Origin of the sequence: Methylobacterium sp. Leaf91, from assembly GCF_001422815.1 — a bacterium.
In the GTDB taxonomy this organism is placed as follows: domain Bacteria; phylum Pseudomonadota; class Alphaproteobacteria; order Rhizobiales; family Beijerinckiaceae; genus Methylobacterium.
In genome coordinates, this window is the sequence record NZ_LMMP01000050.1 from 140,719 (window position 1) to 166,655 (window position 25,937).

24 protein-coding genes are annotated in these 25,937 nt (G+C 63.9%); 7 read left to right on the top strand and 17 right to left on the bottom strand.

All coding sequences use genetic code 11. The features are described from left to right. Positions 1–76: 76 nt before the first annotated feature. Positions 77–1,759: an acyl-CoA dehydrogenase family protein gene (locus ASF32_RS21705; RefSeq protein ID WP_056433503.1), complete on the bottom strand. Its 1,683-nt coding sequence runs from the start codon at positions 1,757–1,759 to the stop codon at positions 77–79. Positions 1,760–1,949: 190 nt separating this feature from the next. Next, positions 1,950–2,849: a DMT family transporter gene (locus ASF32_RS21710; protein WP_056433506.1), complete on the bottom strand. Its 900-nt coding sequence runs from the start codon at positions 2,847–2,849 to the stop codon at positions 1,950–1,952. Between the two features lie 167 nt (positions 2,850–3,016). Between ASF32_RS21710 and ASF32_RS21715 the strand changes: the two genes are divergently transcribed. Both ASF32_RS21715 and ASF32_RS21720 read left to right on the top strand, forming a co-directional pair. Next, a complete protein-coding gene (locus ASF32_RS21715; protein ID WP_056433509.1) occupies positions 3,017–3,901 on the top strand; it encodes a YihY/virulence factor BrkB family protein in 885 nt (294 codons plus the stop codon). A 123-nt stretch (positions 3,902–4,024) separates the two neighbouring features. Then, entirely contained in the window at positions 4,025–4,852 is an 828-nt protein-coding gene (locus tag ASF32_RS21720) for a transglutaminase family protein (RefSeq protein ID WP_056433514.1), read from the top strand. 149 nt (positions 4,853–5,001) lie between these two features. Here the strand turns inward: ASF32_RS21720 and ASF32_RS21725 are convergent, their stop codons facing one another. After that, entirely contained in the window at positions 5,002–6,783 is a 1,782-nt protein-coding gene (locus ASF32_RS21725) for a glucan ABC transporter ATP-binding protein/ permease (protein ID WP_056433517.1), read from the bottom strand. A gap of 278 nt (positions 6,784–7,061) precedes the next feature. Between ASF32_RS21725 and ASF32_RS21730 the strand changes: the two genes are divergently transcribed. Together ASF32_RS21730 and ASF32_RS21735 are read left to right on the top strand one after the other, a co-directional pair. Next, positions 7,062–7,835 carry a MotA/TolQ/ExbB proton channel family protein gene (locus ASF32_RS21730; protein ID WP_018043049.1) on the top strand — a complete coding sequence of 258 codons (774 nt, stop codon included), beginning with the start codon at positions 7,062–7,064 and terminating at the stop codon, positions 7,833–7,835. A gap of 20 nt (positions 7,836–7,855) precedes the next feature. Beyond that, positions 7,856–8,686 carry a flagellar motor protein MotB gene (locus tag ASF32_RS21735; protein WP_056433521.1) on the top strand — a complete coding sequence of 277 codons (831 nt, stop codon included), beginning with the start codon at positions 7,856–7,858 and terminating at the stop codon, positions 8,684–8,686. Between the two features lie 13 nt (positions 8,687–8,699). On the opposite strand, the gene ASF32_RS21740 is transcribed toward ASF32_RS21735, so the two are convergent. Both ASF32_RS21740 and ASF32_RS21745 read right to left on the bottom strand, forming a co-directional pair. Continuing rightward, positions 8,700–9,197 (bottom strand): CAP domain-containing protein, encoded by a 498-nt coding sequence (locus ASF32_RS21740; protein WP_082470138.1) that lies wholly within the window; start codon positions 9,195–9,197, stop codon positions 8,700–8,702. A 36-nt stretch (positions 9,198–9,233) separates the two neighbouring features. Continuing rightward, complete coding sequence (locus ASF32_RS21745) at positions 9,234–11,876, bottom strand: DUF3772 domain-containing protein (protein WP_082470182.1); 2,643 nt, start codon at positions 11,874–11,876, stop codon at positions 9,234–9,236. Positions 11,877–12,550: 674 nt separating this feature from the next. On the opposite strand from ASF32_RS21745, the gene ASF32_RS21750 reads away from it, so the two are divergent. After that, on the top strand, positions 12,551–13,099 hold the full coding sequence (locus ASF32_RS21750; protein ID WP_018043045.1) for an HNH endonuclease: 549 nt from the start codon (positions 12,551–12,553) through the stop codon (positions 13,097–13,099). A 6-nt stretch (positions 13,100–13,105) separates the two neighbouring features. Here the strand turns inward: ASF32_RS21750 and ASF32_RS25645 are convergent, their stop codons facing one another. The 4 genes from ASF32_RS25645 to ASF32_RS21765 all read right to left on the bottom strand — a co-directional run bounded on the left by ASF32_RS25645 (position 13,106) and on the right by ASF32_RS21765 (position 16,545). Next, positions 13,106–13,399 carry a hypothetical protein gene (locus ASF32_RS25645; RefSeq protein WP_156467928.1) on the bottom strand — a complete coding sequence of 98 codons (294 nt, stop codon included), beginning with the start codon at positions 13,397–13,399 and terminating at the stop codon, positions 13,106–13,108. Between the two features lie 85 nt (positions 13,400–13,484). After that, on the bottom strand, positions 13,485–14,396 hold the full coding sequence (locus ASF32_RS21755) for an outer membrane beta-barrel protein (RefSeq protein ID WP_056433768.1): 912 nt from the start codon (positions 14,394–14,396) through the stop codon (positions 13,485–13,487). A gap of 215 nt (positions 14,397–14,611) precedes the next feature. After that, the gene (locus tag ASF32_RS21760) at positions 14,612–15,463 is read right to left on the bottom strand and encodes an outer membrane beta-barrel protein (RefSeq protein WP_056433771.1); all 852 of its coding nucleotides are present in this window, start codon (positions 15,461–15,463) and stop codon (positions 14,612–14,614) included. A gap of 230 nt (positions 15,464–15,693) precedes the next feature. Further along, positions 15,694–16,545, bottom strand: coding sequence for an outer membrane beta-barrel protein (locus ASF32_RS21765; RefSeq protein ID WP_056433524.1), 852 nt, complete (start codon positions 16,543–16,545; stop codon positions 15,694–15,696). A gap of 229 nt (positions 16,546–16,774) precedes the next feature. On the opposite strand from ASF32_RS21765, the gene ASF32_RS21770 reads away from it, so the two are divergent. Further along, entirely contained in the window at positions 16,775–17,098 is a 324-nt protein-coding gene (locus ASF32_RS21770; protein WP_056433528.1) for an MmcQ/YjbR family DNA-binding protein, read from the top strand. On the opposite strand, the gene glmM is transcribed toward ASF32_RS21770, so the two are convergent. The 7 genes from glmM to ASF32_RS21800 form a co-directional block, all read right to left on the bottom strand. Beyond that, positions 17,095–18,435: a phosphoglucosamine mutase gene (glmM, locus tag ASF32_RS21775; RefSeq protein ID WP_056433774.1), complete on the bottom strand. Its 1,341-nt coding sequence runs from the start codon at positions 18,433–18,435 to the stop codon at positions 17,095–17,097. The genes ASF32_RS21770 and glmM overlap by 4 nt on opposite strands. A 117-nt stretch (positions 18,436–18,552) precedes the next feature. After that, positions 18,553–18,705 carry a hypothetical protein gene (locus ASF32_RS25650; RefSeq protein ID WP_156467929.1) on the bottom strand — a complete coding sequence of 51 codons (153 nt, stop codon included), beginning with the start codon at positions 18,703–18,705 and terminating at the stop codon, positions 18,553–18,555. Between the two features lie 209 nt (positions 18,706–18,914). After that, positions 18,915–20,834 carry an ATP-dependent zinc metalloprotease FtsH gene (gene ftsH, locus ASF32_RS21780; protein ID WP_056433531.1) on the bottom strand — a complete coding sequence of 640 codons (1,920 nt, stop codon included), beginning with the start codon at positions 20,832–20,834 and terminating at the stop codon, positions 18,915–18,917. Between the two features lie 145 nt (positions 20,835–20,979). Next, entirely contained in the window at positions 20,980–21,987 is a 1,008-nt protein-coding gene (gene tilS / locus ASF32_RS21785; protein WP_056433534.1) for a tRNA lysidine(34) synthetase TilS, read from the bottom strand. Beyond that, entirely contained in the window at positions 21,984–22,952 is a 969-nt protein-coding gene (gene ybgF, locus ASF32_RS21790) for a tol-pal system protein YbgF (protein ID WP_056433543.1), read from the bottom strand. The genes tilS and ybgF overlap by 4 nt, the downstream gene beginning before the upstream one ends. Positions 22,953–23,069: 117 nt before the next feature. Beyond that, positions 23,070–23,570: a peptidoglycan-associated lipoprotein Pal gene (pal, locus tag ASF32_RS21795; protein WP_018043035.1), complete on the bottom strand. Its 501-nt coding sequence runs from the start codon at positions 23,568–23,570 to the stop codon at positions 23,070–23,072. 325 nt (positions 23,571–23,895) lie between these two features. Then, entirely contained in the window at positions 23,896–24,261 is a 366-nt protein-coding gene (locus ASF32_RS21800) for an Hpt domain-containing protein (protein ID WP_244477961.1), read from the bottom strand. A 126-nt stretch (positions 24,262–24,387) separates the two neighbouring features. Between ASF32_RS21800 and ASF32_RS21805 the strand changes: the two genes are divergently transcribed. Beyond that, complete coding sequence (locus ASF32_RS21805) at positions 24,388–24,795, top strand: response regulator (RefSeq protein ID WP_056433777.1); 408 nt, start codon at positions 24,388–24,390, stop codon at positions 24,793–24,795. Positions 24,796–24,800: 5 nt separating this feature from the next. Here the strand turns inward: ASF32_RS21805 and ASF32_RS21810 are convergent, their stop codons facing one another. Continuing rightward, complete coding sequence (locus tag ASF32_RS21810) at positions 24,801–25,847, bottom strand: diguanylate cyclase (RefSeq protein WP_056433549.1); 1,047 nt, start codon at positions 25,845–25,847, stop codon at positions 24,801–24,803. Between the last annotated feature and the right edge of the window lie 90 nt (positions 25,848–25,937).

Here is a 25,937-nt window from a genome sequence, read left to right on the forward strand (position 1 = left end):
GTTCCAGGCCTTTTTCGTTTGGATACCCCGCCGCGACCGGGCTGAACGCCCGGCCGCCGTTTTATGGCGAGGAGGCTCAGGCGGTTTCGAGAAGCCGGCGGGCGATGACCTGGGCCTGGATCTCGGCGGCGCCCTCGAAGATCGAGAGGATGCGCGCGTCGCAGAGGACGCGGCTGACGGCGTATTCCAGCGCGAAGCCGTTGCCGCCATGGATCTGCAGGGCGTTGTCGGCCGCCGCCCAGGCGACGCGCGCGCCGAGCAGCTTCGCCATCCCGGCCTCGAGGTCACAGCGCTTGCCCTCGTCCTTCTCGCGGGCGGAGAAGTAGGTGAGCTGGCGGGCGATGTTGATCTCCACCGCCATCATGGCGATCTTGTCGGCGACGCGGGGGAAGTTGATCAGCGCCTTGCCGAACTGCACCCGGTCCTCGGCGTAGCGGAGACCGAGGTCGAGGGCGTTCTGCGCCACGCCGATGGCGCGAGCTGCCGTCTGGATGCGGGCGGATTCGAAGGTCTGCATGAGCTGGGTGAAGCCCTTGCCCTCGACTTCGCCGAGAAGGTTGGCCGCCGGCACTTCGAAATTGTCGAAGGCGAGCTCGTATTCCTTCATGCCGCGATAGCCGAGGACGTGGATCTCGCCGCCGGACAGGCCGGCCACCGGGAAGGGATCCTCATCGGTGCCGCGGGGCTTCTCGGCGACGAGGAGCGACAGGCCCCTGTGACCCTTCTCTTCGGGCTTGGTGCGCACGAGACAGGTCATGATGTCGGCGCGGACCGGGTGCGTGATCCAGGTCTTGTTGCCCGAAATCTTCCAGACGTCGCCGTCCTTCACCGCCTTGGTGCGGAGGGACGCGAGGTCGGAGCCGGTATTCGGCTCAGTGAACACGGCGGTGGGGAGGGTATCGCCCGACGCGATGCCGGGCAGGAAGCGGTGCTTCTGCTCCTCGGTGCCGCCGCACAGGATGAGCTCGGCCGCGATCTCCGAGCGGGTACCGAGCGAGCCGACGCCGATATAGGCGCGGGACAGTTCCTCGGAGACGACGCACATGGAGATCTTGGGCAGGCCCATGCCGCCGTATTCCTCTGGGATCGTCAGGCCGAAGACGCCGAGCTCGGCCATCTTGGTGACGATCTCCATCGGGATGTAGGCGTTCTGGCTGTGCCACTCATGGGCGTGCGGCACGACCTCGGCGAGGCCGAAGCGGCGCATCTCGGAGCGGATCGCCTCCATGTCCTCGTCGAGGCCGGACTTGCCGATGGTGGCCGAGCCACCGTTGTCGCGGATGCGAGCGACCAATGCGGCGCGGTTGGCCGCCGTATTGCCCTCCGCGATCATGGCCTCGACGGCGTCCGTCCGGAACTTCGCGATCTCGCGGGCGGAGAGACCGAGCGAGCCGGTGACGCGCACGATCTCGCCCTGGCTCATGGGAATGCCCGAGAACATCTGGTCGAGATATTCGCCGATGCCGATCTTCACGAGGAGCGCCTCGGTCTCCCCGAATTCGCCGGCTTCGGTCAGGCGCGCTGCGTAGGCGCCGAGTTCGCGAACACCTTCGGCATAGGTGGCGAGCCAGGCGAGGCCATGGGCGGCATGCTGCTCGGCCTCAAGCTTCTCAGGCGAGATCTTCCCATCGGCGGAGAGAACCTTCGCGCGAACGCGGCGGGTCGCCTCGGCGACGAGGGCCTTGGCAGCTTCGCCGGCGCCCTGGGCGAGGGTCAGGAGATCCTGCGGTTCGGTGGAGACGGCCGGGGAAGCGGACATGGTTCGAATCTCTCAAATCAGAATGAGGGTTGGCGCTCATTATAGGCAGGTTTGCCAAGTCTGTAGAGGCGTCTCGCCGCAGCGCGGCACTATCCCGCCTGAATTCATTATTTCTTGCCGCGGAAAGCCTGGTTTTGCTCGACAAAACCAGGAGAGCTGAATTTTATTGAGAGATGAATCAAAGAAAAACTTATCTTCGGCTGGCGACCGCGACCCCAATCGTGGCCACGGCCATGCCGGCCATCTGGATCGGGGCCAGTGTCTCGCCGAACAGGAGATAGGCCATCGCCGCCGAGACCGGGGGGACCAGGAAGAGCAGGGAGGCGACGCCGGCCACCTCGCCGCGCCGGATCAGGGCCAGAAGAAGCAGGATGCCCGCCACCGAATTCACGAAGATCGACCAGGCCAGTCCGCCCCAGAGCGGCAGGGACGCGTCGAAACGGCCGGTGCCGAACAGAAGCGCCGCCGGCACGGCGAGGAGCGTCGCCCCGACGAACTGGATCGCCGCATTCGGCAGCAATTCGGCCTGTCCCGCACGACTCTTCTGCCACAGCGTGCCGATCGTCATCGCCACCATGGCACCGAGGCAGGCGAGAAGCGGAAGTGCCGGGATGCCGGATGCGTCTGCAGCACCGATTTTCGGGGCGAGGACGAGAAGTGCCCCGGCAAAGCCCGTGGCGATCCCGATCCAGCGACGCGGGCTGACGATTTCACCGAGGAATGGACGCGCCATCGCCGCCGTCAGCAGGGGCTGGAGACTGCCGACCAGGGCAGCGATGCCCGATGGCAGGCCGCGCTCCACCGACCAGAATACGCCGATGACGTAGATGCCCTGCATCAGCACGCCGGCAACCAGGGCATCGCGCCATCCTGCCCGGCTGCGCGGCCATCTCGCGCCGAGGCCGAGGGTGATGGCGGTCAGGACGATGGCGACGCCGACGAGTCGGATGGCGACGAAGGTGAAGGCCTCCGCATGGGGCGCCACGAAACGCGCGGCGACGAAGCCCGATGCCCAGATCAGGACGAAGACCGACGAGACCACCGAAGCGGGCACGGTACGGGTTGAGGAAGCCGGTGCATCGACTGACATGACGGTGGCGCAGGCAACACACCGAACCGCCGAACACAAGTCGCATTGATGGCGGGCGGCATTGCATCGATCGGACGATCGCCCTGGACGTTGCGCCATCGCCCAGCCTCGCGTTTAGACAGACGGGTCGACGAGTCCCCCCAGTCACGAGAAGCGCCCCACCTGCCGTGAGCCGTCTCCGCAACAGTGCCAACATCGCCAGCCTCGCCGCCCAGCGCTTCGTTGCCCATGACGGCTGGGCGATCGCGAGCCATATCGCTCTCTCGATCCTGACGTCGCTGTTTCCCTTCCTGATCCTGCTCGCCGCCTTGGCCGGTCTGCTTGGGACCAAGTCGCTGGCCGACGAGGCGGGCGACCTGATTTTCGAGGCTTGGCCGCGCGAGGTGGCGAAACCCATCGCGAGTGAGGTTCACCGTGTGCTCACCGAGCAACGTGGCGGCGTGCTCACCATCGGCGCGCTGCTCGCCCTCTACTTCTCGTCCTCTGGAGTGGAGAGCCTCAGGGTGGGGCTCAACCGCGCCTACGGCCTGCGCGAGATCCGGCCCTGGTGGCTCACCCGACTCGAATCCATCGGTTACGTCGTCTGCGGGGCCTTCGCCATGCTCGCCTTCGCGCTGCTCGTCGTCCTGGGGCCGTTGATCTGGCGTCGTATCATCAACGTGGCGCCTGGGCTCGAACCACTGAGCCTCACTGTGGCTATCGGGCGGATCGCGATCACGGCCTTCCTGCTCGCCACGGTCCTGGTCATTGCCCATAAATTCGTGGCTGCGGGCCGTCGCGCCATCCTGTCGGTCTTGCCCGGCGTTGCCGTGACGCTGGTCCTCTGGTTTCTCGCCGGACTCGGGTTCGGCTTCTACCTCGATCGGTTCTCGGCCGCCTACGCCTCGACCTATGGCGGATTGGCCACCGCGATGGTGTTCCTGGTCTTCCTCTACTGGCTAGCCGCGATGTTCCTCTTCGGCGGTGAAATCAATGGCACCGTCATTGCAGCGCGGCGGCAGCGGCTGCAGGCCCGGATGTTGGCCAAGCAGGCCGAGGCGCGCCGGCAATGAAGCGGAGTGTCGCGACCTGCATGCTGACATCCACCTGTGACCTTCGCGGCCTATGCCGAACGGTCTCGCGCGGGCATGAGGGCGGCAGGGCTGGCGCGACGGTCGGTCGGAGGTTCAACGGTAATGCGCATCAGGTTCGGCTGCGAGATGGGCTACGACTTCGCCTATCCTACTCCGATGATCGCTCGATTGACGGCGCATCCGAGCCGGTTCGCTGGAGCGATGGAGCCGGACAGCCTGGCCATCGGCCCGGAGACGCCGCACGAAGTGTTCATCGACGATTTCGGTAACCGCTGCTGCCGCCTCGTGGCACCGGCGGGGGCGGTGACCCTTTCGGTGGAGGGATGGCTCGACGATGATGGCGATCTCGATCCGGTCGTGCCGCAAGCGATCCAGCATCCCATCGAGGACTTGCCCCTGGAGGCCCTGCCCTTCCTCGTGGCGAGCCGCTACTGCGAATCCGATTTGCTCTCGAACGAAGCGTGGCGCCTGTTCGGCGATGTCACGCCCGGCTGGGCACGCGCTCAGGCGGTCTGCGATTGGGTCCACGGCCATATCAGCTTCGGCTACGGCTATTCGAATGTGGACCGCACCGCTGCCGATGCCCTCGCCGTAGGGCGCGGAGTCTGTCGCGACTACGCTCACCTGTTCGTGGCGTTCTGCCGTGGCCTGAACATGCCGACGCGTTACTGCACCGGCTATCTCAGTTTCATCGGCGAACCCGAGCCGCATGCGCCCGGGGATTTCGCCGCCTGGACCGAAGTCTATCTCGGTGGCGCCTGGCATGTCTTCGACCCGCGCAACAACGCCCCGCGCCGTGGTCGTATCCTGGTTGCCCGCGGACGAGATGCGGCGGACGTCCCGCTGACCCATACGTTCGGAACGAACGTCCTGACGAAGTTCAAGGTGTGGGCCGAGGAGGACATGGGCGACGCCCACCCCCGCAGATAGGAGGGTGTCAATGAACCTTCCTCCCGTCCGCGGAAGAAGGGCATACACGCAGTTGGCTCGATGAGGGTCGCGCAACCTCCTGCGAGATCACCCCCGTCACCGCCTGATCGGTAGTGACCCTCCCCGACGAGGGGGGAGGGTTTTCTCCGTCAGGCCGCCAGGGCGAGTGTGGGCTCGGAGGCGTCGGCACCGGCCATGAACTGCGCCCGGGCGAGGTCGGCGAAGCGGCCGTTCTCCGCGACGAGTTCCTCGAAGGTGCCCGATTCGACGATCCGGCCCTCGTGGAAGACGAGGATGCGGTCTGCGTTGCGGATCGTCGCCAGACGGTGGGCGATGACGAAGGTGGTCCGGCCCTCCATCACGGCTTCGAGCGCACCCTGCAGCTTCCGCTCGGTGGTCGCGTCCAGGGCGGACGTGGCCTCATCGAGGATCAGCACGGGCGGATTCTTAAGCAGCGCCCTGGCGATGGACAGACGCTGGCGCTCGCCGCCGGAGAGCGAGCGGCCCCGCTCACCGATGATCGTGTCGAGACCGTCGAACTGGCGATCCATGAACTCCGTCGCCTGGGCACGGTCGAGGGCGTCGAGCATCTCCGCATCGGTGGCGTCGGGACGGCCGACCTGGAGATTCTCACGGATCGAGCGGGCGAACAGCATCGGCTCCTGGAACACCACGCCGATGTTGTGACGCAGGGAGGCGAGGCCGATATCACGGATGTCGGTACCGTCGATGCGGATCGCGCCAGTATCGGGGTCGAATGCACGGTGCAGCAGGCCCAGTGTGGTCGACTTGCCTGAGCCTGTGGTGCCGACGAGGGCGATGGTCTGCCCGGCCTGCGCCGTGAAGGAGACGCTCTCCACGGCCTTGCGGCGCGGGGTGTAGGAGAAGCCGACCTGATCGAAGGAGACCTCGCCCTCGAACCGGGCCACCTGCATGGCACCGGGACGATCGTGGACGGCCGGGGTCGTGTCCAGAATCTCGAAATACTCGGCGATCTTGGGCATCTGCTGGAACAGACCGTTGATGCAGGTGGCGACCTGATCGAGGCGGGCGACGAGCATGGTGGCGAGGCTCATGAAGGCCACCACTTCGCCGATCGAGGCCATGCCGTGCTGATGCAGGGCGATACCCGTGATGAAGATGGCCGTCATGGTCAGGGTGGCGGCAGCGCGGGTCGCGACATTGGCGAGCGCCCACCACGACAGGACCGGGATCTGGGCCGCGAGCAGGTTGCGAATGATGCCATGCATGGCCTCCTTCTCCGCCTTGGCGCGGGTGAAGGACTGGATCACGGCGACGTTGCCGAGGGCGTCGGAGGCATGGGCGGCAAGGCCCGACTGGTAGGCCTCGACCCGGCCCTGCAGCATCTCGGTGCGGCGCATGACGAAGGTGGTGAGCACGGTGAACATCGTCACCAGCACGACCAGGATCGAGCCGAGCTGCCAGTTCACGAACAGGGTCATCGGCAGGAGAACGGCCAGGGACACGACGGCGACGAAATGATCGCGGAAGAAGCCGAGCCAGAGCCAGAACATGCCGTTCGATCCTTCCAGCATCGCCTTCAGGACGCGGCCGGAATGGTTCGAGGAATGGAAAGCCAGGGGCAGTTCGAGCACGTGCTCGAAGTAATTCGCCATGGAAGCGAGACGATTGCGATGGGCGAGCCGGTCCGCATGCAGTGCGATGGTGACGCCGGCCGCGATGGTGAACAGGCCGAAGGCGACCCATGCACCGATGAGCGGCGCCAGTGTCGCGAAGGCGTTACCGTCGCTCTTCAGATGCGTCAGCTGATCGATGATGCGCCCCATGAGCAGCGGCTCGGCGAAAGCCGCGACCGCGAGGGCCACATTGGCGACAGCGAGGAGGGCTGCCAGGCGCCGATCGGCGCCCAGTAGGCCCATGACGCGCGCATAGAGACGAACCAACGGCATGACGACGTGTGCTCCGATGCCAATCACGGCGCGGTCCCTTTTGCCGGAACCTTCGCCCTCAACCCTTCGCCTTCGGCCCGGCCCCCATTCATCGGAGGTCACAAGCCATTCGGCGTGCTCGGCTTATCGCAATGCCACCCTGAACGGCGAATGACAGGAATGCGCCGGGAGAACCGTTATCCTTTACGGTTCGTTTAGCGCGCCTGCCTAAGGCTGAAGACGTCGCTTTCCGCTCGGATCCTGTTCCGTGCTGCTGGGCAAGCCGACCAGGGTTCACCATGGATCTCGCAACCGGTATCGGGCTTCTCGGCGGCTTCGGTGTCGTCTTCACCCTGATCATGATCGATGGCGGGAACTTCGCCGCCTTTTTCGACAAGCACGCGGTCATCGTCATCTTCGGCGGTTCCACCGCGGCGACGATGATCCGCTTCCCGTTCGCGACCATGATGCACGGCCTGCCGATGGGCATGCGCTACGCCTTCACCATGCGGGCGATCAGACCGCGCGAACTCATCGAGGAAATCACCAAGATCGCCGACGTCGTGCGTAAATCCGGCCCGATGGCCCTGGAGAACATGGAGATCTCCGATCCCTTCCTGGCTCAGGGCGCCCGCTACATCGCCGACGGCTACGACCGCGAGTTCATCCGCGACACGATGGAGCGCGACCGCGACAACTTCCTCATGCATCTCGATGAGGGCTCGAAGATCTACCGCGCCTTCGGGGATTGTGCCCCCGCCTGGGGCATGATCGGCACCATTCTCGGCATGGTGACGATGTTCGCCAACATGTCGGACCCCTCGAAGCTGGGCCCTGCCATGGCGACCGCGCTGCTCGCCACCCTCTATGGCGCGCTGATCTCCAACATGATCGCGCTTCCGCTCGCCGACAAGCTACACGTGAAGCTGGAGGAGGAGGACGTCTCCCGCTCCCTCATCATCGACGGCATCCTGCTTATCCGCGACTCGAAGAGTTCGTCCCTCGTGCGCGAGATGCTGGTCGCCTACCTGCCGCACAACCACCGCGACGACCTCGCGGCGGAAGCGGCCTGACGGGAAGAGGGTAACCGGCCGTGGCCAGGAAGAAGCGCGGAGGCCATGGCGGTCACGGTTGGTTCGTGACTTTCGCCGATCTCATGGCGCTGCTCATGAGCTTCTTCGTGATGATCGCGGCCTATTCCACTCAAGACCAGAAGAAGATGCAGGCTGTAGCCGGCTCCATGCGCGATGCCTTCGGTGTCAACAGGGAATCGCGTTTCTCCGGAATCATCGAAGTGAACGGCCTTCCGACGCCGGGCCATATCAAGAACCGCAGCGAAATCGCGCCCGAACAGGCCACCGATCGGCCAAAGCCGCCGGATATCGAATCGAATGCCCCGGAAGGGATCCAGGATAGCGGCTATCCGGAAGCGTTCGGCCTTGCCGCCGCCAGTCTGCGCCAGGCGATGCAGGACATGCCCGAGATCTCGGAGCTTTCGAAGAATATCATCGTCAATCCGACGCAGAAGGGCGTCGATCTCTCGCTGGTGGATCAGGACGGCAGCACGATGTTCCCGCACGGGTCGAGCCGCCCGAACGATCGGACGAGGCGCCTTCTGGAGAAACTCGCCCCCGTCATTCGGAAGCTGCCCAACCGCATCACCGTCACAGGCTATACCGCCACGGACAGGCCCGGTACACGCCCCCCTGCCCCGCCTTGGGAGCTCTCGGCAGGTCGCGCCATCAGCGTGCGCGAAATCCTCGCCAGCGCCGGCGTGCCCGACGATCGCTTCGCTTCGGTCTCCGGCAAGGCGGATACCGAGCCGCTGTTCCCGGACAATCCGTATCTGTCATCGAACCGGCGCGTGACGGTGACGCTCATGGGCGAGCAAGCACCGACGCCGCGTTCGATGAAGCTGCCCTGAGAGGGGGGCTGGCTCACTCGGCGACCAGCAGCGCCCAATAGACCTTGTATTTCGAATTGGGTGCATAAGCGGTGGCGATGCCCATGCGTGTGGCCCGAGGGGCCAGCATGACGGCGTTATGGGCCGGGCTGTCGCGCCATCCCGAGAAGGCCTCCGCCAGGGTGTGATAGCCGGCCGAGAGATTCGCCTGCGCGCCAGCATAGCCGAGGCGTTGAACCGCGACCTTCACCGTCTGTGCCTGGCTCGGCTTGTCGGCGGCCGCCATCGCGGCTGCCTCGGCTTCGGCCAGACGCTGCAGGTCCGGGTCGATCCGTAAGGGTGCACCGCCGCTCCGCGCACGATACGCCGAAATCATATCGCGCGCGGTCGCCGTATCGACCGATGCGCTGGAGGTGGTCATTGGCCAGTACAGGCTCGGGAGCGCGCCGGTGGTCGGTGCTTCCTTGGCGCAACCGGACAGTGCGAAGCTGCCCACGAGCGCGAGGCCGAACACCCGGAATCCCATCGTCATCGTTCAAGCCTCGCGTTCGTCGTCGATCGTGTCGGTCTACGACACCTCCGCAGGGCTCCTACGCCGGTTCGGTTCACGGGGCGTTGCCGAGCGCATCGGCTCGGCTTCCTCGTTCGCGGAAGGGCTGACCTGCCGGTCATCGACCTCCTCCGCCTGAGCCGGCCGATCCTGGCTCCGGTTCTGTGCGAACACGCCGGCGATCTGCCCGAGTGCGGTCTGGACCGGCTCCAGGCCCTGGACGGTGACGACGCTCGATCCGGGGCCGAGAGCCGGGATGAACCCTGCGCCGGACAAGGCTTGAAACACGGAAAAGTTCAGGTCGCTCGTGACCTTCAGGCCCATGCTGACATCGACGATCATCGCGATCAGTTCGAATTCGAGGAAAGGATCGCCGATCTTGCGGAACACCACCCGTGGTGCCGGCTCCTTCAGCACATCCGGATGAGCGGCGGCGCAGGCCACCAGCATTTCGGCGGCACGGACCGGATCCTGGTTGCGCAGGACGTTGACCGTGATGGTGACGCGGCCGGTGCGATCGCCGCGAACCCGGTTCTTCACGATACCCGAGATGAGGTTCGAATTCGGTACGATCACCGCCGAGCGGTCGAAGGTCTGGATCTCGGTGGAGCGCACCGAGATGCGCTTCACGATGCCCTCGCTGTCGCCGATGAGCACCTGATCGCCGACGCGGATCGGTCGCTCCCACAGCAGCAGCAGGCCCGAGACGAAGTTGTTGACGATGGATTGGAGGCCGAAACCGATACCGACGGAGAGCGCACCGGCGACGATAGTCAGCTTCTCGAGGCTAAGTCCGAGATAGGAGAAGGCGAGCGCGAGGGCGATCAGGAACCCGCAATAACCGGTGATGGTGGAGATGGAGTTGCGCAGGCCCGCATCGAGATCGGTGGCCGGGAGGTAGGTCTGTTCCAGCCAGCGCTGGACTGCGCGCGTGATGACCACGCCGATGACGAGAAGTCCCACCGCATACGCGATGGTGGAGAGCGAGATCGTCACGTCTCCGACCTTGAAGCCGAAGAAGGCGCTGCGCACGGAGGTGAAGACGTCGGTGGAATCGAGGCCCCAGGGCGCGAGCGCCAGCAAGGCGGCCACCAGGATCAGAACGACTCGGGCGAGACCGGTCGACAGAACGGCGATCTGGTTGATCGAGCGCTTGCGTAGCCCGGTATTGGCCTGAAGCGCTGTGGCGAAGCGGGTCTCGTCCTTCAGCGTACCGCCGATGAACGTGTCGGCACTCGTGATGAGCAGGTAGAGCAGCGCGATCAGACATGCCGTCCAGACCAGCTGGTCGATGAGGAAGGCGGCGAAGGCGACATAGCCGACGAGGGGCGCGATGCCGATGACGATGACGGCGGCCCATCCGAGGAGGCGCGCCGGACCGCCGATCGTCGTGGTGGATTCCGGCGCGACGTAGGGACCGAAGCAGGCCTCCTCTTTATCCGCCGTGTCGGCGAAGCGGTGCAACCCGATGGCGAGGATCAGGATGGTGGCGAGAGCGCCGATGCCACGGGTGGCGATGGAGATCGATAGTGCGGCGTAGATGCCGGAATTGAGCGCCTCGATGGATTTGACCACCGTGATTACCGTGGCGATGCCGACGGCGAGCCGCGTCAACCGCGACGCGGTCGAATCGCTGAGCGGAGCAGGACGCCAGGACGGTTTTTCCGGCGACAGCAGTGCGTCGCAAAGGGCCTCTACGAAGGCGATGAAAGCGAGCCCGCCGAGGATGGCGCCGGCCACCGGCATGAGCCGCTGCGGCAGCAGGTCCGTGGAATCCAGGGCGTAATAGACGGCGTAGCTTCCCACCACCGCCGGTACGGTGCCGAGGAGGAAGACGCGCCAGGCCGCCATCAGCTTCATGCGCTGCGTCGGGTCGACGACGCTCTGGCTGCGCCGCCCGAGACGCGGGGCAATGTTTCGGCGTCCGAAATACAGCGCCACGGAGATGCCAAGCGCGACCCCGAGCAGAAGAAGATTCCAGATTGATCCGTTGCGGCCGAACAGGCCAGCGATATCACTGACGGCGGCCTGCAGAGCCCGGATGTCGCGCGGGACATCGTCGGCGATACGCATCCAGAGGTCGGGATTCACCAGTGCCGACGAGCGTTCGAACAGGCCGCGGGTGAAGGCTGCCCTGCGCTTGTTCGTGATCTGGTCGATGATCTGGTCGCTCTGCACGAGAAGCGATTTCGCCAGCCGCTGCGTCTCGTCGATCTCGGCGACCGCATGCTCGCGCTCGCCCCGCTCCTTGGCGACGTCCTCGCCCTCCTCGCCTTCCTTCGGCTTCGGGCCGAGCTGCGTCAGGCGCTCGCGGGCCGCTTCGAGACGCGGCGTGGTGGCATCGATGATCTGACGGATCCGGTCGGCGATGGCGTCGAGGCCTTCGCGTGCCTTGAGCAGGTTGGCGGAATCGACGTTGCGGCCGGCGAGCAGCTTCTCACGCTCATCGAGATTGGCCTTCGCCTCGTCGAGCCGGTCGCGGACATTCTGGATCGCTTCAGAGACTGCCTGTTTCGGCACGGCCGGCTTCGCGGCCGGCGCGGGGGCCGCCGCAGCGGGTGGGACGGTAGCGGGCGCCGGCTTTGCCGGCTCCGTCTGCGCGGGGGCGACGGGCGCCGCCTGCGCCAGAACCGGAATGGGAGTCAGGAAGGAAGCACCCATCCACGCGGCAAGGAGCGCTGCATGTCGCATTCTGCCCTTCATGAATCCCAGTTCCATGTCGTTCCTTTCGTCGGCTTGGGCCGACCGCCCCTCTGGCGGCGGCACGCAGACCCCGGTGCGCGGGCCAATGGCTTCCAGGCCCATCTCCGGCAAGAGCCGTGGCCATGACGAGAGCATTAGCGAAGGCACAACACGCGCCGTAGGTGGCAGCGGGTCAAAAATCAGATTGTCGGATGGCCGATCAATGGGGCGAAAGGGTGCCGCAGACACATCATTCGCCGAGGCAGCCCGAAAGATTGTGGGCCGCGACGTCGCGGATCGACCGGGCAACCTTCACAAGCGTGTCATGCTGATATTAGACTAACGCGCAATGGACAGAGCCTTTTCGTATCGACGCGAGGAGGTGGCGTTGGCCGTCCATGTCGATGTGCCTCGCCACAAACCGGGCGTTCCCGCCCGATGCGACCGCTTTTGGCTAAGCCCAGGCCGGTCCGCCCTCCCCGATCATCTGTTCTCTTCGCATCCTGTGCGGGTCCGGCGACCGAGATGTGTTCGCCGGATGCCAAAGTCGAAGACCGAACTGCCGGGACCACCGATCTTTCATCATCCGGGGACGATGCCGCGCCGTAACGTGCTGCGTCGTCCCTTCGTCGATCCGTCAAGAGAGTAGCGCCATGCTGGATCTCCAAACGCTCGTCCTCAATGCGGATTACCGGCCGCTTTCGTATAATCCGCTGTCCTTATGGTCCTGGAAGGACGCTTTCACCGCTCTCTTCCTCGACAGGGTCACATTGGTGGCCAGCTACGATGTCGAGGCCCGGTCACCGAGCCGCGCCTTGAGGGTCCCCAGCGTCGTTGCCCTCAAGAACTACGTGACCCTGGCGCGCAGTCCGGCATTCACCCGCTACAACATCTACCTGCGCGACACCTTCTCCTGTCAGTATTGCGGACTTCGGATGCCCTCGGGCGGGCTGACCTTCGACCACGTCATTCCGCGCTCACGCGGCGGATTGTCGAGCTGGGAGAACGTCGTCGCCGCCTGCTCACCCTGCAATCTGCGCAAGGCGAACCGTACTCCGGCGGAAGCGGAGATGCCGCTCCTGCATGAACCCCACCGGCCGACGCGGCACGAGCTCCATCGCCGCCAACCGGAATTCGACCACCGCGAGTACCATCACACCTGGCTGGATTACCTGTACTGGGACAGCGAACTCGAAAGCTGACGTTGGTCAGTCCTGCGAGAAGCGCGGCGGCGGTTCGTTATAGACCGGTGCGTTGGGGTTGTGCGGGGGAACAAGGCCCAGGACGACTGGCGGGCCGTAAATGGTTCTCACCAAGCGCGGCGCCGGCAGGTAGCGAGGATCACGATAGGAAATCTGCGGCGGCAACAGCGCGCCGTGCCGCTGAACATACGGACCTTGGTACACAGCATCGACGGCAATGTGGCGGCCTCCTGCCTCGGCTCCTGAAATGGATACGAGGCTGAGTATCGCGGCACCGACGGAGAGGTTGGTTCGATTCATCGTGCGGAGTCCGTTTCAAAATGCTGACGGACTTTGCAGCGGATGATGCGATGAAGCCCTTAACGCACCAGATTTTGTATGAGTCTCAGAACTTCACGGCCGCGCCGCCGCGGACGGTGTTCAGATTGACTTTATGGCCATCAAAGTCGTTAAAGAGGACATATTGATATTCCCCACGCAGAATAATGTTTTGCGTCAATGCGTATTCCAAGCCTGCGCCCAGTGCGATGCCGCCAACGACCTTTGTTTTACTGCTCCCGTAGGTGATGGGCGCTGCCAGAGTTGATCGACCGGGGTTTTGGGCATTGAAGCTGCTATAACCACTGTGGCTGACGACGGCGGCTTGCCTAGGATCGCTGAGGCCGAGATTGGCACGATACGTGGTTTGGTCGTATTCTGCGGCCTGAACCTTTACTTGATCTGCGATTTGTGCGCGGCCGATGGCCAGTCCGCCCGTTACGAACGGGAGAAAGGCGCCCATTGTATAACCGGCACGGGCCCGGATCGTGCCGAAATCTTCAATTCGCGTCGAGGACGTGCCTTCGAGGCCGACGGAGCGAAAAAAGCCATCTGTTCCAACCATGAAACGAGAAATGTAATTGTTGCTCGCGCCGGTTCTGCCGAAGCTTGTATAATCCACCTCAATGCCGATGACGGTCTCGTCGAACTGGTAATTCCATCCCGCAAAAGCTCCATAGCTGGCGCCTTCCGTCCGGGTTGAATGCGTCTGGAGCAATCCGGAGGCATGCATCTCGTTCTCAAAGTAAGTCTGGCTGAGCGCGCTTGCGACAATGGGTTGAAACGCATTGTTGAAGCCCAGCGCGGCCGAGCTGTATCCCGCATGCCCGCCGAAATATCCGCCGTTCCAATCGATCTCGGTTGAGGCAGGCTCGTAATCGGAACCACGCAGCACGCCATAGTCCAGATCGGCGGCCCGGGCGGTCGGCAGCCATCCGAGTGTGATGCCAGTCAGGAGAGCAAGGGTGACGGTACGCATCGAGGTCGTCCTCAGGGCTGCAGCCCGACTGTTCTTTCCGAACATAGTATCATTATTGATTGCGTAACCTTAATACTCCGTTGCGTTCGCGCCACATGAGTTACGGCGAGGCCTATGGTCATGGTCGCAGGACGAAAAAGCCCGCGCGGCACGGGCCGGGCGGGCTTTGAGCATAGGAAGGCGGGCGAAGGTCCTGCCGTGTATCGGGCTATGCCTTATTCGTAGGGATTGCCGCCGCCGTAACCGCCGGTCCCAAAAGCAGCAGCGCCGCCGGCGAAGCTGTAGCGCAGGCCGACGCGAACCTCGTTGGCCGAGATGTCCTTGAGGCGGGACCCGAAGCCGAAATCGTCGAGGCCGGTCTTGGCGCGGCCGAGATTGACGTAACGGTAGTTCGCATCGATCGCGAAGCCCGCACCGATCTCGTAGGACACGCCGCCTGTCAGTGCCCAGGCCAATGACGTGACCGAACCGTTGCGACGCGCGGCAGCGGGGCGTGGCCCGACCACCGGGCTTCCGTCACAGAGCACGGGAACGGTACAGGTGGTTTGGGTATAGGCGTTACGGAAATCCTTCTGTGCGATACCGATGCCACCGCCGATATAGGGGGTCAGTCCCCACCACGTGCCGAGATCCGCATAGACGTTCACAAGAGCTGTCAGCACGTCGAGCTTGCCGGCTTCGACGTTGTATCCGTTCGCGAAGTTCGAGCCGGACGAGTAGGTCGTGAAACGGCTGGGAAGGCGCTGGTCGATGGTGGCGTCCATGCGCAGCCAGTTGTTGAAGCGGTAGCCGATGCCGCCACCATAGCCTGGCTGATGACTGAGGCGCAGTCGTACGAGCGGTGGCGTGCCCGGTTCGACCAGCGTCGCATCCTTGGGATGATCGTAATAGCTCTCGGTGAAATCGGCACGGAGGTACCATCCGCTGCCGATCTGGACCGGGGCGGGTGCCGGCGGAGGCGGTGGCGGCGGAAGAAGGTCCGCTGCAACGGCTGGCACGGCGCCGATTGCCAGTCCGGCGAGGATCGCAGCGAGGGCTGCGGAGCGGTATGGACGAGGCGGAATCATCAGGATCCTCACGGACGCATCGGCCGGAAAGCGCATATTACGGATGCATGCCGGCGAGGGGGGTGGCTGACCAAGATGATGAATTTAAAAGGTTATGATCGCCTTAACCCTAACGGGTCCTGAGCTGGAAAAGACAACGCGCTCCGGCGTTAACCCAGCTGTCGTGCTTGCACAAAAGAAGACGGCGCGGATACCGATCCGCGCCGTCTTTGTAGTGTCCTTGGAAAAAATCAGTATTTACGGACGATCGGTTCTGGCAGCGGCTGATATTCGACCGCTGGTGCAACTGCGCCCCCAAGAATCCAGCGCATGCCGACCTTCACGTCATGCGAGGCAATGTCCTTGAGGTGATAATCCGTCTTGCAGAAGGGCGGTGCCTCGCAAGTGATCGTGCCGGTTTGCGCCGAACCCATGTTGAGATAGCGATAGGCGAGCTCGAGCTTGAGGTTCGGCGTAATGGAATAGCCGAGACCGGCATGGGCTGCCCAAGCGAAACTGAGCTTCTGCTTTTCCGGGCCCGAGCCAAAGCCGCCCTGATAGAGGCCTTGGCCGTTGTCGGTCACGCCGCCGAACATGTGGTGTGCAAAGCCGACACCTGCGCCGACGAAGGGAGTGACGCCGTAATATGTGCCGAGATCGACGTAGCCATTGGCCATGCCAACCACCGAGGAGAACTTGCCGGACGTGCGATTGATCCCGCCGCTCGGCCTCTCGGCCGCGTAGAAGATCCATTTCGCTTCCGACCGGTACTCGCCGGTGAAATCGAAGCGGAGCCAGGAATTGGCTTGGTATCCGATACCCGCGCCCACGAAGGCCTGGTTGCCCAGATAATCCTTCAACACGTTGTAATTGTATTGGATCGGAGGGGTCGTCACGTCCTTGGCGACGGTGTGACCTTCCCCGAGAATTCCAGCACCGGCGTCGCCGCGAAGGTACCATGCGCCGCCGATTTCGATCGGCGGGGGGAGCGGCTCGGGAGGCAGGCTCGGAAGCAGGTCGGCGGCCTGCGCGAGGCATGGCGCTCCCACGCTCGCAAGGAGCGTGATCGAGCGCGCCAAGGCAGAAAGCTTGGAGCGGCGCATAATGGATCCTTCAACTCGATCGTTCGGCGGAGGTGTGGGAGCACCAGCCTGGATGACGAGCCCATCATCTGCCGGATGAGTTAAATCGCGCTTAACGTTAAACGTTAGCCTTTCTGAGTTCTTAGAGGGCCGCAAATTTACTGTCGCTCGTAGAAGCTGTCGAGATATCGCGGCACTTGCATTCGCGTGCCGCCTCGGTGGTTTTCGCGAGTAACGAGGCGGAGAGATCATGCGGCCTGAAGATGTACGCGCACTCGCTCTGATGCTGCCGGGGGTGGAGGAAGGCGCCCATATGGGCCAACCCGATTTCCGCATCGGCGGGCGGATCTTCGCAACCCTCTGGGTCGACGAAGAACGCGTTGTGCTGAAGTTCCCCGCCGAGCATCAGGCTTTTGTGGTCGAGGCCGAGCCGGACCTGTTCGATCCTGTCCCCGGCGCTTGGGGACGGCGTGGCTGGACCAGCCTGTCCCTGGATGGGGCCGATGAGGAGACGCTCAGAAGCGCTCTCCTGACGGCATGGCGCTGCCTCGCGCCGGAGGCGTTGCGCGATTAGGCCGCGGCTTTCGCGACGGCATCGACGATGTCGTCCACGACTTCCGTGACGAGGCTTCGATCGTCGCCCTCAGCCATGACGCGAATGACCGGCTCGGTACCCGACGGACGTATGACGACGCGGCCGGTCTCGCCGAGACGCTCGCGGCCATGGGCGATGGCTGTCACGACCGCATCCTGCTGCAGCGGCGTACCAGAGCGGTAGCGCACGTTTTTGAGGATCTGCGGCAGCGGGTCGAAGCAATGGCAGACCTCGCTCACCGGCCGCTCCTGACGCTTGACCACGCTGAGAAGCTGCAGTGCCGCCACCAGACCGTCTCCGGTAGTGGCGTAATCCGACATGATGATGTGACCCGACTGCTCGCCGCCGAGATTGTAGCCATGCTCGCGCATGTGCTCGAGGACGTAGCGATCGCCGACCGCCGTGCGGGCGAGACCAAGGCCGATCCCCCCGAGGAACCGCTCGAGACCGAGATTGGACATGATCGTCGCGACGATGCCGGGCTGTGTCAGGCGGTCGTCGTCCTTCCAGGACCGTGCCACGACAGCCATCAGTTGGTCTCCATCCACCGACTGGCCCTTCTCATCGACGATGAGAACACGGTCTGCGTCGCCGTCGAGGGCGATGCCGATATCCGCCCGCAATTCCCGAACCTTGGCGGCAAGGGCGGCGGGAGCCGTGGATCCGACATCGTGGTTGATGTTGAAGCCATCGGGATCGACGCCGATGGCGATCACTTCCGCTCCGAGTTCCCAAAGGGTCTCCGGCGCAACGCGGTAGGCCGCGCCATTGGCGCAATCGACCACGACCCGTAGGCCGTCGAGGGTGACGTTGCGCGGCAGCGTACGCTTAGCAAATTCGATGTAGCGAGCATGCACGCTTTCGATCCGCTTGGCGCGGCCGAGGTCGCGTGAGCCGGCGAGCTTCTTATGCAACTCCCCGTCGATCAAGGCTTCGATGGCGCGCTCGACATCGTCGTTCAGCTTGAATCCATCGGGACCGAAGAGCTTGATGCCGTTATCCTCGAACGGATTGTGCGACGCGGAGATCATAACCCCTAGATCGGCACGCATCGAGGGGGTGAGCATGGCCACGGCCGGCGTCGGCATGGGGCCGAGCAGCATCACGTCCATGCCCACCGAGGTGAACCCGGCAACGAGAGCCGTCTCGATCATGTAGCCCGACAGGCGGGTGTCCTTGCCGATCACGACCCTGTGGCGGTGATCGCCCCGCTGGAAGACCAATCCTGCCGCTTGCCCCACTTTGAGGGCCAGTTCAGGGGTGATCACCCCGTTGGCACGGCCTCTGATGCCGTCTGTGCCGAAATACTTACGCACGTTCTTCAATCCCGATCGTCACAGCCCACCATAGCGGGTCTCACCTCGCTGAATGGTATCGAAGCATGGCAAACGAATGGTGGCCGGGCGGGAGCCTAGCTCATTCCTCGTCGCGCGTCAGAAGGCCTGTGAAACAGCAATGATCAGCGAGACGAGGACAGCACCCTCGATCTGCTTGCCAACGCTGAAATAGTAAAGCTCGACACACTGCCCGGTCGCCATGTTCACCTGCCAGAACCCGTCCGAACGCTCGTCAAGAGCAGGCTGCACGTCTCGAACGAATAGGCCAGCGGATCGAAAGCCAGGTCGAGTTTAACAATCTTGTCCCTCACCTCCTCGTTGCTCGTCACGCCGGCAAGCGCCTCGCCGTACGGTCGATCTATCCGCGGTGCCGCCCGATTCGGCTTTCGGAAATCAAAAGAAAAGCGGCGAGGTCTCCCTCGCCGCTTTGATATCTCTGAAGAACGGACACCCTGGCATCACGCCTGGGGCTGAGGCTCCAGCCCGCCTTCGTTGTCCCGCGGCCGGCCGCGACCGGCGGACGGGACGGAAGAACCACGGATCGGAGTCGGTCCATCACCGGCATCACGGATGGGCGGCTTGCCTGCGATCAGGTTCTTGATCTCGTCACCCGTGAGGGTTTCGTATTCGAGAAGCCCCTGGGCCAGTGCTTCGAGATCGTCCTTATGCTCGCCGAGGATGCGGCGGGCTTCCTCGAGGCCGGTTTCCACAAGGCGGCGAACCTCTGCGTCGATCTTCTGGGCGGTAGCCTCGGAAACCGTCTGCTGACGGCCCATGGACATGCCGAGGAAGACCTCGTCGTTGTTCTCGCCATAGGCCACGGTGCCGAGCTCAGGCGAGAAGCCCCAGCGGGTCACCATCATACGAGCGAGACGTGTCGCCTGCTCGATGTCTGACTGGGCGCCGGAGGTAACCTTGTCGGCGCCGAACGTCATTTCTTCGGCGATGCGACCTCCCATCATGATGGCGAGACGCGAGGTCATCTGCTCAAAGCTCATAGACAGCTTGTCGCGCTCCGGAAGCTGCATGACCATGCCCAGGGCCCGGCCACGCGGAATGATCGTCGCCTTATGGACGGGATCAGTGGCAGGCACGTTGAAGGCGACAATGGCGTGGCCACCCTCGTGATAGGCGGTGAGCCTCTTCTCGTCCTCGGTCATGACCAAGGTGCGCCGCTCCGCACCCATCATCACCTTGTCCTTGGCGTCCTCGAACTCGTGCATCGTGACGATGCGCTTGCCACGACGTGCGGCGAGCAGGGCCGATTCGTTGACGAGGTTCATCAGGTCGGCGCCGGAGAAACCAGGGGTCCCACGTGCGATGACCTTGAGATCGACATCCGGAGCCAAAGGCACCTTGCGAACGTGAACGCGAAGGATGCGCTCGCGGCCGACGACGTCGGGGTTCGGCACCATGATCTGGCGGTCGAAGCGGCCCGGACGCAGCAGGGCGGGGTCGAGCACGTCGGGACGGTTCGTGGCCGCAATGATGATCACGCCCTCGTTGGCCTCGAACCCGTCCATCTCCACGAGGAGTTGGTTCAATGTCTGCTCACGCTCGTCGTTGCCGCCGCCGAGACCCGCGCCGCGGTGGCGACCGACAGCGTCGATCTCATCGATGAAGATGATGCAGGGCGCATTCTTCTTGGCCTGCTCGAACATGTCACGGACGCGGCTGGCACCGACGCCGACGAACATCTCGACGAAGTCCGAACCCGAGATCGTGAAAAACGGCACATTGGCTTCGCCCGCCACCGCACGGGCAATGAGGGTCTTACCCGTGCCGGGAGGGCCGACGAGGAGCACCCCGCGTGGAATGCGACCGCCGAGACGCTGGAACTTCTGCGGATCACGCAGGAACTCGACGATCTCCTGCAGGTCTTCCTTGGCTTCCTCCACGCCGGCGACGTCGTCGAAGCTCACGCGGCCAGAGGCCTCGGTGAGAAGCTTGGCCTTCGACTTTCCGAAGCCCATGGCGCGCCCGGCACCCGACTGCATCTGGCGGCTCAGGAAAATCCAGGCACCGATGAAAACCAGGATGGGCAGCCAGCTCACGAGAAGCTGGATGAACCAGGGCGTGTTGTCCGAGGGGGGACGTGCGGTGATCTGCACACCCTTGCTCTGCAGCTTCGACACCAAGTTCGGGTCGTTGGGTGCATAGGAGGTGAAGTTGCCACCGCCGACATAGGTACCACTCACATCCTGCCCGGAGATCACCACCGTCTGGATCTTGCCGGAATCGGCATCATTCAGAAGCTGGCTATAGGCGATCTCACTGCCGCCGCCGCGATGTCCCGGATTTTGGAACAGGGTGACGAGGGCAAGCACGAGCAGGAAGATGACGACCCACAAGGCAAAGTTGCGGAAGTTCGGGTTCATCGATCAATCCCTGGGGGCGTCCGGTCCCGCGCTTGGTGGGCGGATCACGCGGATGCATGTCGGCAATGTAGGCAGTGCCGCCTCCCTTGCCAAGTAAATCGGGCCTGCCTGCGGCAAGCCGGTCGGCGGAAAGGTGAGCGCGTCCCTAAGATGGGGACCGTCGCGCCGGTGCCGGAGAGAAGGAGAGGACGCCCTCGGCCCCAAGTTCGACGAGGATGCCCCGAAGCGTGCGTCGCATGGCGGTGCCTGCGGTGAGGGCCGGCCGAAGCTCTTCGAAGACGAGCCGCTCCATGCGTTCCAGGCGCCCTAACCCTCCCCCTCCGGCCTCGTTCAATGCGAGGTCGACGACGCGAATAAGGATCGCATCCGGAAGAGCGGCCAGTAGGCGGCCATCCAGGACAACGGCATCGGCGGTAAGGCGGAGCCTGATAAAGGTGGACTGCGCTGCATCGCGTAACGCGTCCTCGTCGCGAGACATGCGGGCCGCCAGACGGCAGAGCCGTTCGGCGTTGAGACCTTCCGCTGCGAGGTCGGGCATCAGTCGGCGTAAACGTGCACGTGCGAAGCGCTCATCCACATTCGAAGGATCGCTCGCGTATGCCAGCCCATGAGCCGAGCAGTAGGCGATGAGGTCCGCCTTTGGAATATGGAGGAAGGGTCTTGCTAGGCGAAGGCCTGGTGCAAGCTCCCGGTCGCGCCGCATACCCGCGAGACCAGCCGGACCGCTTCCGGCGAGGAGCCGCATCAGCACGGTCTCTGCCTGATCGTCAGCCGTATGGCCCGTCAGTATTGTGTCCGCGCCGATCCCAGTCGCGCATTCCGCCAGGAGGGCGTAGCGCGCCTGGCGTGCGGCGGCTTGAATACCCCGGCTAGGCTTGTCGCCGTCCCAGCTCAGGATGTGGTGCCTCAAACCAAGCGCCCGCGCAGTGATCCCGACGTTCCGGGCCTCGACGCCTCCCTCCGCACGAAGACGATGATCCACCGTCGCGACTTGGATCGGATGCGCCGCCCCGGACCGGGCGGCCGCATGCATCAATGCAGTAGAGTCCGGTCCGCCGGAAACTGCGATGAGCAGGTTGCGAGTTTCGAGATAGGGCTTCAGCGCCGTGACAAGCGTCGCGTCGATCCCGTCACCCGCTGGGGTGGCATTCAAGCGGCGCAGCGGGCGCGTTTCTGCTCGCGAACCACGCTCTGGCGGACACCCTGCGCTGCGGACGGGAACTTCCGCTCCAGCTCGGCGAGAGTGGCGCAGGCCTGTTCCCGTGCGCCGAGTGCATTCAGAGATATTCCAAGCTTCAGCATCGCATCCGGCGCCTGGGGCGAGCGCGCGTAATCCGTGGAGACCTTCAGAAACTGCTCGGCCGCCTCGCGGTTGCGGTTGCGCTGAAGGTAGCTCTCACCGAGCCAGTACGTCGCCGACGGCACCTGCGCGTCGCGCGGATGCGATTGAATGAACTGGCGTAGGCTCATCTCCGCCTGTTCGTAATGGCGTCCGGTGATGTAGCCGTAAGCCGTCTCGTAATCCGCCCGTGCATCGCCTGTCGTGGTGGCGGCCACGCTGGTCATCGGGCGCGACGGGCTCGCGAGAGCGCCCGTCGTAGGAACGCGCGACGGGGGCGTGAGGTCGACGGGGCCACCTAGGCCGGGAGGCGACAGGCCAGGCTCTTCGTCATCGGCATCGACCACGGTGGGCGGCACACTCGGTCCCCGAGACGGTGGTGCGGTCGCGATGGCAGCCGACGGCATAGTCGTGCCGAGCGGCATCGGCCCGCCGGGACGACCCGGATTCTGATCCGGGTTGAAGGCATCGCTGCGCTTTTGCGTCTTGGCTTGACCGGGATTGGTACCTGACGGGGATGCGGCGGGCTTTCCAGCGCCACCCTTGCCTTCTTGCAGGCGATATTCGACGTCCTCTTGGAACTTGCGAAGCTGTTCCTTGAGCTGGCGATTCTCATATTGCAGCGTCTCGATCTGACCAGCCATCTGACGGGACTGGTTCTCGATGCGGTTCAGACGGACGACAAATTCCGACGCATCCTGGGCCGTCGCCGAACCGCCGACGGTCAAGGGAGACAGGAACGTGAGAAACGTGGACGCGATGAGCAGGCGGCGGAGCATGGGAATCGGCACCTGTGGTCGGATCGGACGAGGATGCATCGGCAGCGCCCCGCCGATAGCAGATGTGCCTGGACGCAGCAAAAGTGGGCTGCGCCCGTAATGGCTAACCTTACGTTCTCAGGAGCCGGCGCCCCGATCGAGGACGGTCACGGCGCGGCGGTTCTGTGACCAGCAGGAGATATCGTTGCACACGGCGACCGGGCGCTCTTTACCATAGGAAACCGTCCGCATCCGTCCGGCGGCGAGGCCGCGCGAGGACAAGTAGTCCTTGACGGATTGGGCGCGGCGCTCGCCGAGCGAGAAGTTGTACTCGCGGGTGCCGCGTTCGTCGGCATGGCCTTCGACCAGGAAGGTGTAGCGGGGATAGCGCTGCAGCCACTGGGCCTGTTTGTCGAGGGTGGCGGTGGCGGTCGGCGTCAAATCGGTCGAATCCGATTCGAAGAAGACGCGGTCGCCGATATTGACGACGAAGTCCTGCGCGCTGCCCGGCGTATTGGCGCCTCCTGCGAAGCCCGAAGCGTCGGCAAGATCCTTGTCGTTTGTGCAGGCAGCGACACTGAGCGCGGCGCAAAGGGCCGCCGCGAGCGGAAACACGCGAAAGCGCGCGGTCATCGACATGGTCGTGGTCTCCTCGGGCGGGGTGTCCGGTTCCGGAGCGTCCCAGCGGGGTCGTTTGGTGGTAGGACCTATGTAGGTCGAGCGGGTTAAGCGAAGGTTCCGTCAACCTTGACGGGGTGTTTCAAAGACTGAAATCCAGTCGCGGCGTGTGACGCTGAGCACCTCAATTCAACGAAACGACCTCGTGACCGGCGCGATACCCTGTGTCGCACCTGAAATGCGGCAGCTGCGCGACGAAAAAGCTGCTTGCTCCTCTCCTCCGACGGGTGTGTCTTCGGCGCAACGGAGCATTGCGGTGAGGTGTTCGGAAGACGCGAAAGTGCTGTCACCCGTATGCGCCCAAGACGGCGAGCGCGTCGAGCGCGCGCTTGGCGGCGACCCGGCCTTCCTGCAGCGGGACGTCGATATCACCGCCATTGAGGCAAGCTTGAGCGATCGCCGAACAGCACCGCGAGAGGTCGACGAAGCCGAGAGCCCCACTCGATGCCAGGAGTGCATGGGCGTCCTGCCCGATGGCGATCCGATCGTCGTTCCCTGCTCGAAACCGGATTCGGATCTCGACGATGAGCAGGGACAGAAGCTGCATCAAGTGGTCGCGTCCAAGCAGGACTTCGAGTTCGGCGAGCGTAGCTTCATTGCAGACCGCCCACCTCCCCTTCTCCGCCGTTGGCTCCAACGCTGCCTCGCGCATCGTCACACGGTCTCCAAACGACCCTCCGTCCACGTTGCGAGCGACACCCGAGTCGACGCGACCGTTGATGGAAGCTTAACCATTAATGCAGCCATTTGTTGGTGTAGGATAGGGTCGATGGCCGGAATGAGTGGCACACCGAAAGTTCTGATCGTCGAGGATAATTTCCTTCTGCTGGATATGTTGACGATCCAGTGCGAGCGCGCTGGTCTCGCAGTCGTCGCCGCGTCAAGCGGAGAAGACGCCTTGACGCTTCTCAGGATTCATGGCGTCGATATCGACTGGTTGCTGACCGATATCAATCTCGCGGGGATGATAGACGGATGGACGGTGGCTCTTGCCTTCCGCGAGGTTCGCCCCGACCGCCCGGTGATCTATGCATCGACGAATGCTTATTTTGACCGCAGGCCCCTTCGGGGAAGCCTTTCGGTCCGCAAGCCGTTCCAGATCCGCGAAATCGTTGCGCTTGCCCGAATGATGGCGGCTGAGCGAGGCTTGCCGCCAAGATCCGTTTCTCACCACGGATCAGCGTGAAGCGGTCACAAGTGTTCTGCCGGAGGGGCTAGCCGGAACGTCCCCCGTCCTTCCGCCTTGGCCGCATACAGCGCCATGTCGGCCTCGGCGAAGATGTCTTCCGATTTGTGGCGTGCCATCATGGCGATGCCGATCGACACTCCGATCGTGAAGGTCCCCTGCCCCCAAGCGATGGGCGGCGCCATGGCAGCGATGATACGCTCCGCCAAGACGGCGAGGTCGGGAGGATCGATGGTGGCGTCCACCACGATGCCGAACTCGTCCCCCCCGATACGAGCCACGAACTCGGTGTGACGGCACGTCTGCATAAGACGTCGCCCGACCTCCGTAAGACAAGCATCACCGGCCATATGGCCATATGTGTCGTTGACTTGTTTGAAGCCGTCGAGGTCGAGGAGCAACAAAGCTCCCATTCTGCCCATAGCTGTGAGCCGAGTGTAGAAAACGGTGCGGTTCGGCAGGCCCGTCAGCGTGTCGAACTCTGCGAGATAACGGGTCCGGTCTGCGAGGATCTTCTCCTCGGTGATGTCCTGCTTCATGCCGAAGATACGGACCGGGATTCCGCTGTCGCATTCCACCGTTGCGGTCAGGCGGATCCAGCGGCGGTTGCCTGCGACGGTCATAATTTCGGCGTCGAGGGTAAAGCCGCCGCGTTCGGCGATGGCCTGGCTACGGAGCGCGTCGAGGCGGATGCGCGACGCCGGGCTGTAGCATGCCAGGGTCGTCTCGCGGTCCACCGGCGAGCCCACCGGTAGATCGAACATCCTGTAAACGGCATCGGTCCAGGTCAGTGCCTCATCTTCGAGGCGGCATTCCCAGACTCCGATCTTGGCTACGGCGGAGGCGCGTTCGAAGATTTTCCGGCTATGGGCGAGGGACACTGCCTGTGCGTCGATGAAACGGGCTTGTTCCTCGACACGCGCCTGCAGGCTCGCGATCAGCGCTGCATCGCCATTTTGCTCGATCGTGAACTCTCCGAGACCAGCGGGATCCCCGTCGAGACGGATCAGCACGGTTGAGCAGGGCGATAGGGCGGTGCGGACCTCATGCATCGGTATTCTCAGGCCGAGAAGTGTATGAGACTGTACACAGACAGTACCGGACGAGCGATTAACCGTTCCTCTTCCGTCCGCAAGGCGCGA